A 7,055-nucleotide genomic window follows, 5' to 3' on the forward strand; every position below is an offset into this window, starting at 1 on the left:
GTTGCAGATAAAACTGACGTGGTTTGCATTTATTTTTCGAAGAGTATGACAAAGAAAAAAACGAACGAGACTTACTTCCTATCATGAAAGCTAGATCTCATTCGTCAAAATGATATTACCAAGTCTGGTTTATCCGTTCATTGAAACGTGAACGTGGTCATAGTGATTTTCTGTCACGCTACCACGGTCTGGCATTGGGTTCCAAGTATTAGCTGGCCCATATTTGCTATCGAATGGAGCATAGAAACGTTGTTTCCAGATGATGTAACTAATTCCTCGGCTGGCCATATTTTGAATAGCGTATTCCGCAATCTTATCCCCTAGTTCTGATCCTTCTGGTACCATAAAGTCGATAGCCAAACCTTTTCCGTGATCTCCACTGTCTCCTGGACGGTAACCACTAAAGGATGTAATACCAAACAAGTTGGCAATTTCTTCTTTAAAGGCAGCTGTTTGTGGTTGAAGGCCTGCATTTTCAGATTTCGCTACTGCCAGTCCAGCATAATCGGGCGCAGCTGGAGCCGCGTAAGTTGTTGAAACTGTTTTCTTCTCTCCTGGTTGATAAGTAGAAACTGCTGTTGTAGATTCATTTGATGAGGCTTCTCTTGCTTCTTCTGAACTTATTGCAGTTGTTTCGGTTGCTTTTTCTTCTACTGGAGTTGTAGTTGGTGCCACTGTTGAAGCAGCTTGAGGGCTGGCTTGTGTTTCCTCTTTCTCAACTGGAGTCATTTCCTGAGGAGCTGCTTCTGCAACTGCACTACTTGTTTCGGCTGTTTGCTCCTCTGGGACAGAAGTTCCTGTAGATGGTGTCGCTTCTTCCGAAGCAGTCACTGTCTCTGTAACTTCTGAACTTGTTGCTACTTCTTTTGTACTTGTAGTTTCTACTGCTTTTGGAGCTTCTGCAATTGGTTGAGAAAGATCTGCAACCTGAACAGTTTGATCATCAACGGTCACTTGATTGGTTGTCAAATCTGCTGTCGCAGTTGTCACTTCTTCACTAGAATCTACTTGAGGAGTTTGGATTTCAACTTCCGTTACTTCTTCTGCTTCATTGACAGTCGTTGTCAAAACAGTTTCTGGGAAAATCAGGTCCATATTAGTGATTTTATTCAAATTCGCAAGAACTGTGACATCTACACCCAAGGCTTCTGCAATAGTGCTCAAGGTATCACCATACTGAACGGTATAACTTGTTTTGTTGTCCGTTTTAGTCAAATCGTTTTGGATTTGCTCAACACTACGTGCAGTCCAAAGAACTTCTTCTGCTTGGGTTGCCAATACTGGGGCAAATGCCAAGGCTACCGTTGAGGCTAATAATATTCTTTTCTTCATTCTTTCAAATTCCTTTCAAATGAATACCTGTCTATCATAACACAAAAAGAGCAGAAAAAAAGCCCTCTCGGGCCTATTTAACAGAACTGTCTGTTCCTTGTAACAAACTCGGTTACTTGAAACAGTTTGTTAGGTCTCTGTCACAAAACTGACACAATCTTATCGTTCCCAATCCCCAAAAATGTAAGGAATATCTGCTAACCCTTGAATCCTGTGATTTCCTTCATAAGTCGACTCTAAAAAGTTGATACTTTGAATCCCACTATTCTGGGCAAATTCCACATCCAGAGTCCGATCCCCTATATAATAAGTAGTATCATGATTCAACTGATACTTGTCTATCAGATAGTTAGCCGCTTCTGGACTAGGTTTACGCGCAAAGCCATTCTGACTGGTTAAAATCTCTGTAAAATAAGATTCCAAACCCAAGTCTCTGAGAATGGTAAAAGCATTGTCCCCCTTATGAGTGTAAACAAACTGCTGAATTCCTGATTCGTCTGCCCAAGCTAGCACATCACGCGCACCTGGCATCAAAACTACTTGAGTATTCTTCTCAGCCAAACTCTGGGCACGCACCTGATTTAGCACTTCCACATCCAGATTTCTATCTTCTGCCACCCGCACAAGCAAATCTTGCACCGAATACTTGAGGATAAACTCTCTCACCTGCTCCTTATCATAAGGAATAGCAAACTGAGCAAAAGTTTCCTCAATTCCTGACAAAATCGCTTCGTAAGAGTCCAATAAAGTCCCGTCTAAATCCCAAATAAAAGCTGTTTTTTGCATTTCCTATCCTTTCAAGCTCATATAGCGCTGGTAACGATAGCGTAGAAATAACCAGCGAAAACCATTATCCAAGAGAGTTCCTGCCCAAATACCAGACAAGCCCCAACCAAAAACAATCCCCATCAGATACCCTGTTCCAATGCGGATACACCACATTCCTATACTTGTCGCATAGAAGGGAAGCCGAGCATTGCCCAAACCCTGCCAGACTGCTGTATAGATGACTGTTCCTATCGTCATAGGGATTCCAAGTAGTGAAAAAAGTGTCACTAGAACACTAGCCTCCACCGCTAGAGAATTAGTTGTATAGAGATGAGTTAGTGGTATACCCAAAGCATAGATACTGAAGGTCAAGGGCAACATGAGGACCAGAGAGAGCCAAAAGGTTTGCTTGCTCAAACTAGCGACTCTTTTCCAATCATCTTCTCCAACCGCTCGAGCCACTTGCATGACTGTTGCTGTAGCCACACCAAAGGCAGGCATATAGTTAAACTGGGTCAAAACTTCCCCGACTGCATTTCCAGCCACTGCCTCTGTCCCGAAAGACACAACCAAGGCAATGATTACTACATCTCCAGCCCGCATCATAAGTCGCTCTCCAGCTGCTGGTATTGCCAAAGTCAGTAAGTCTTTATCCAGTCCAAAAGTTGGCCTCGCATAAGGAAGTTTTAATTGTAACCACAAAATCACAAGACCGACCAAACGAGACAGAATAGTCCCCCAAGCAACACCAGCTATTCCCATATCTAGAACAAAAATAGCTAGACTGGAAAAGAGAATATTCAAGGCATTGGATAAAAAACTAACATAGAGGGGCAGACGTGGATTATGCGTTGCACGAATCAAGGCTCCCAGACTAGTCATCAACCCCAAGAGCACAATCGACCCTCCTACCAAAGATAGGTAGAGTCCACCACTCTCAGCTACATCTCTCTCCGTCCCCAAAAGTCCTATCATCTCTTTCCCAGCGAAGATGGACAAAGCTCCTAAAAGGAAACTTAATAGTAAGGTAATCTTCAAGGCCTCAGTCACATGATAGGCTAGCTTAGACTGATCCTTCTGCCCCAAACTTTTTGAAATAACACTGGAAATAGCAGCTCCCAGAGCGATGAAAATCGCCTGATAAATCGTAATAATATTACCAGCTACTGATACACCCGAAATAGCTATCAAGCCCAAGTGGGCTACCAGATAACTGTCCACCATCCCCATGAGCATCTGCAAAAAGTTTTCGCCCATAGCTGGCAAGGCAATATTAAGAATGTCTTTATTTTTCTTAAACAATCCTTCCTCCTGATGAAAAGAAACTCAGTTGGTTTCCCAACCGAGTTTACTCCCTCTGTCTTAAAGTCCTAGATAAGCCTCAACCGCTGCTTGCATATCAGTAGCTGCCACTGTTGTCTTGTGACGAACAGGAGCTGTTTCAAGGCCATCAACTGCTGGTGGCACTGCAACGCCTGAGATTTCATGTAATTGAGCCAAGGCTTCAAAGTCAGTCAAGCCAACTTTCCCAGTTACAGCTTCTACTGCAACCACTGGGAACTTGTAGGGACTAGCTGTTGATGCAATCACTGTCTTAGTCGCATCGCCAGTAGCAGCTTGGTATTTCTTATAAACTGCTGAGGCAACCGCTGTATGTGGATCCTCGATATAAGAATCTGACTCATAAACACGCTTGATTTCTGCTGCCGTTTCTTCCTCAGTCGCATATTCAGCTGCAAAGAGGTCCAAAATCTCTGCATCAAAATTAGTCAACTCATATTGACCTTGGCTATTCAAAGCATTCATGAGTTCAGCTGTCTTAACCGCATCATTTCCCAAAAGATGGAAAATCAAGCGCTCCAAGTTTGAAGACACCAAAATATCCATAGATGGACTAGTTGTTACCTTAAACTCACGTTTCTTATCGTAAACACGTGTCTTGAAAAAGTCTGTCAAAACATTGTTGTCATTTGAAGCACAGATTAGTTTGCCAACTGGGAGGCCGATTTGTTTGGCATAAAAGGCAGCCAAGATATTTCCAAAGTTTCCTGTTGGTACCGTGAAGTTGACCTTATCACCAGCCTCAATCTCACCAGTCTTGACCAACTGAGCATAGGCATAAACATAATAAACAATCTGTGGTACCAGACGACCAATGTTCATAGAGTTAGCAGATGAAAATTGCAACTTGTTGGCCGCTAATTTTTCACGAAGAGCCACATCATTGAACATATGCTTCACATTTGTTTGAGCATCGTCAAAGTTACCATCAATAGCGATAACATGAGTATTGTCACCAGTCTGAGTGGTCATTTGCAACTCTTGAACCTTGCTGACACCATCCTTTGGATAAAAGACGATAATTTCAGTACCAGGCACATCCGCAAACCCCGCCATAGCAGCTTTCCCCGTGTCACCAGATGTCGCTGTTAAGATGACAATCTTGTTCACCAAACCATGCTTCTTAGCAGCTGTTGTCATAAAGTATGGCAAAATAGACAAGGCCATATCCTTAAAGGCAATCGTTGATCCATGGAACAGTTCCAAATTGTATTGACCGTCTAATTTCACCAAAGGCGCTATAGCTGGAGTATCAAATTTACTATCGTAGGCATTGTTGATACAGTAGTCCAACTCTTCAGCTGTAAAGTCATCTAAAAATGCTGACAAAACAATCTTAGCAACTTCCTGATAAGAAGCAGCTTTCAATTTGTCAAAGTCCAAATCTACCTTTGGATAAGTAACCGGTGTAAACAAACCGCCGTCCGTCGCCAAACCTTGCAAAATAGCTTGGCTAGCAGTTACTGTATTGTTGGCATCACGCGTTGATTGATAAACTAATGTCATTACTCTCTATCCTTTATCTATAGTCTCTTCCATTATATCATGATTTTTCAGAAAATTCTCCCTTTAGTAAGAGAAATTATAGGCTCAATTCTTCTTTCAAAGGCTGTAGGTAGGTCATTTCTTTCTTATTTCTCATCTTCAGTCCTTCCTCGGCTAGCAGGAGTAAGTCTTTGGAAAATCCAATAATCGCAGTTTCTTCCTGATCTGTAAGCTTTTTCTTAGAAAATTGTCGTCTTAAAAATTTATAATTTCGCCCAAATTCTTTAAAGAAAGGTGCTGTTTCTAAGTAAGCTTCTAACTTATCTAAATTAACTAATAATCCCAAGTGAAAGGCAGCAGAAGCGAAGGTTTTATCTAGAGGCTGAGTACACACACTACGAAACTCAACTGTTCCTCGAGTCGTTAAGTCTTGGTACTGGTAACTACGATGAGTTTCAAAATCCTTCTCTTGAGGGTAAATAAGAATCTCATCCCCATTAAGAGCATATGCTTGGATTTCAGATGTAGCCAAATAGTCCCTAGCCTGAATGGGATAAAAATAATAGGTTTGTCCATCACGTTCCGCAGTAAAAATCGCAGAATGATCGAGATAGTCAAAAAAATCATCTTCATCATCAAAAAGTCTAGTATTAACCCCAACATTCTCTGGATAGATGCCATGCATCGATTCTTCCCAGAAGATGTCCCTTGAAATTTTTGTATCCCAATCCGCACCTGTAAACTCAGAATTGGCAAATAAATAAGCCTTAACTGTTTCAATTTGGGTAAAAGCATTAATCACCCGTAAGTAGTTGGATTTTGAAATATCCAGCTGAACCTGACTCCCACAGATAAAAGCACCATATTCAGGGAAATAATGTAAATCTGATTTAGTAATATTTCTACTCAAATTCAAATAATCCATCAACATTTGATAGCGTGGATAAGCCACTGGATAATTCTCATTTTTATCCCAGTTAGGATGAATTCCACAGCCAACGATAGCATGATTTGATTCACTTAATTTTCTCTGAATTACATTCATATAATTATTAAAACGATTCTCTACCTCTTGAATCTCTTTAACCTTACCAAACGCAAATTCAATCGTAGTATAGGAAACTTCAAACAAAATAGCATCCTGACTTATCGGATCTACTAACTGGATCAGATTGCCAAAATCATCTACCTTTGCTACGGTGAGATCCAAAGTAGAAACTAAATAATGAAATAGATCCTTTATAACTTCAACATCTGTAGCATCCCCTTCTAAACTTGCAACAGGATACTCCAACTCAATTCCGACAAACAATTCAGGATTTTCTTTAATATTTTTCAAATACCGATGTTTTAATAAATCGATAGAACAAGACATACTCCCCTACACTTTCTTAATCTAAATAAAATTTGAATAACTACTATTATACCAAAAATAATACAAAAAAGGAACGAAGATTAACTACGTTCCTAACGCTATACTATACCGGCGGCCGGGGTCGAACCGGCACGTCCTTGCGGACACTGGATTTTGAGTCCAGCGCGTCTGCCAATTCCGCCACGCCGGCAAATAGTAACTGGGGTAGCTGGATTCGAACCAACGCATGAGGGAGTCAAAGTCCCTTGCCTTACCGCTTGGCTATACCCCAATAATATAAAATAGGCGAGTGATGGGGATCGAACCCACGCATGCCAGAGCCACAATCTGGTGTGTTAACCACTTCACCACACCCGCCATAATTCTATTAACACGGGCAGTAGGAATTGAACCCACACTGAAGGTTTTGGAGACCTTAGTTCTACCTTTAAACTATGCCCGTAAAATGGAAGGGGAGGGATTCGAACCCCCGAACCCGAAGGAGCGGATTTACAGTCCGCCGCGTTTAGCCTCTTCGCTACCCTTCCAAAATATATAAATGGCGCGAGACGGAATCGAACCGCCGACACATGGAGCTTCAATCCATTGCTCTACCAACTGAGCTACCGAGCCTTATTGCGGGAGCAGGATTTGAACCTACGACCTTCGGGTTATGAGCCCGACGAGCTACCGAGCTGCTCCATCCCGCGTTAATATAAAGGAGGATGTGATCTTCGAAGCATGGCAGGCGGTGGTACGCGTGACGAGTTTCAAG

General features: G+C 41.9%; 5 protein-coding genes and 7 tRNA genes. All 12 read right to left on the reverse strand.

The features are described from left to right. Positions 1-129: 129 nt before the first annotated feature. On the reverse strand, positions 130-1,332 hold the full coding sequence (locus HT708_RS08445; RefSeq protein ID WP_172925755.1) for a LysM domain-containing protein: 1,203 nt from the start codon (positions 1,330-1,332) through the stop codon (positions 130-132). Positions 1,333-1,491: 159 nt separating this feature from the next. Continuing rightward, positions 1,492-2,118, reverse strand: a complete 627-nt coding sequence (locus HT708_RS08450) for an HAD family hydrolase (RefSeq protein WP_138706286.1) — start codon at positions 2,116-2,118, stop codon at positions 1,492-1,494. A gap of 3 nt (positions 2,119-2,121) precedes the next feature. Continuing rightward, the gene (locus HT708_RS08455) at positions 2,122-3,402 is read right to left on the reverse strand and encodes an MATE family efflux transporter (RefSeq protein ID WP_119947241.1); all 1,281 of its coding nucleotides are present in this window, start codon (positions 3,400-3,402) and stop codon (positions 2,122-2,124) included. A gap of 60 nt (positions 3,403-3,462) precedes the next feature. Next, on the reverse strand, positions 3,463-4,947 hold the full coding sequence (thrC, locus tag HT708_RS08460) for a threonine synthase (protein WP_050261063.1): 1,485 nt from the start codon (positions 4,945-4,947) through the stop codon (positions 3,463-3,465). A 76-nt stretch (positions 4,948-5,023) separates the two neighbouring features. Next, the gene (locus HT708_RS08465) at positions 5,024-6,301 is read right to left on the reverse strand and encodes a gamma-glutamylcysteine synthetase (protein ID WP_172926263.1); all 1,278 of its coding nucleotides are present in this window, start codon (positions 6,299-6,301) and stop codon (positions 5,024-5,026) included. Positions 6,302-6,407: 106 nt separating this feature from the next. Beyond that, positions 6,408-6,491 (reverse strand) — tRNA-Leu (locus tag HT708_RS08470). Between the two features lie 9 nt (positions 6,492-6,500). After that, positions 6,501-6,572: transfer RNA gene (locus HT708_RS08475), tRNA-Gln, on the reverse strand. Positions 6,573-6,585: 13 nt separating this feature from the next. Then, positions 6,586-6,658, reverse strand: a tRNA-His gene (locus HT708_RS08480). 14 nt (positions 6,659-6,672) lie between these two features. Then, a tRNA-Trp gene (locus HT708_RS08485) sits at positions 6,673-6,743 on the reverse strand. 4 nt (positions 6,744-6,747) lie between these two features. Continuing rightward, positions 6,748-6,828: transfer RNA gene (locus HT708_RS08490), tRNA-Tyr, on the reverse strand. Positions 6,829-6,840: 12 nt separating this feature from the next. Next, positions 6,841-6,913, reverse strand: a tRNA-Phe gene (locus HT708_RS08495). A 3-nt stretch (positions 6,914-6,916) separates the two neighbouring features. After that, positions 6,917-6,990 (reverse strand) — tRNA-Met (locus HT708_RS08500). Positions 6,991-7,055: the final 65 nt, after the last annotated feature.

Source organism: Streptococcus sp. 3613 (assembly GCF_013277375.1).
Classification (GTDB): Bacteria; Bacillota; Bacilli; order Lactobacillales; family Streptococcaceae; genus Streptococcus; species Streptococcus pseudopneumoniae.

Coding starts and splice junctions, on each gene's coding strand:
- thrC (WP_050261063.1), bottom strand. CDS start 4,947: ATGACATTAGTTTATCAATCAACGCGTGATGCCAACAATACAGTAACT.
- HT708_RS08445 (WP_172925755.1), bottom strand. CDS start 1,332: ATGAAGAAAAGAATATTATTAGCCTCAACGGTAGCCTTGGCATTTGCC.
- HT708_RS08450 (WP_138706286.1), bottom strand. CDS start 2,118: ATGCAAAAAACAGCTTTTATTTGGGATTTAGACGGGACTTTATTGGAC.
- HT708_RS08465 (WP_172926263.1), bottom strand. CDS start 6,301: ATGTCTTGTTCTATCGATTTATTAAAACATCGGTATTTGAAAAATATT.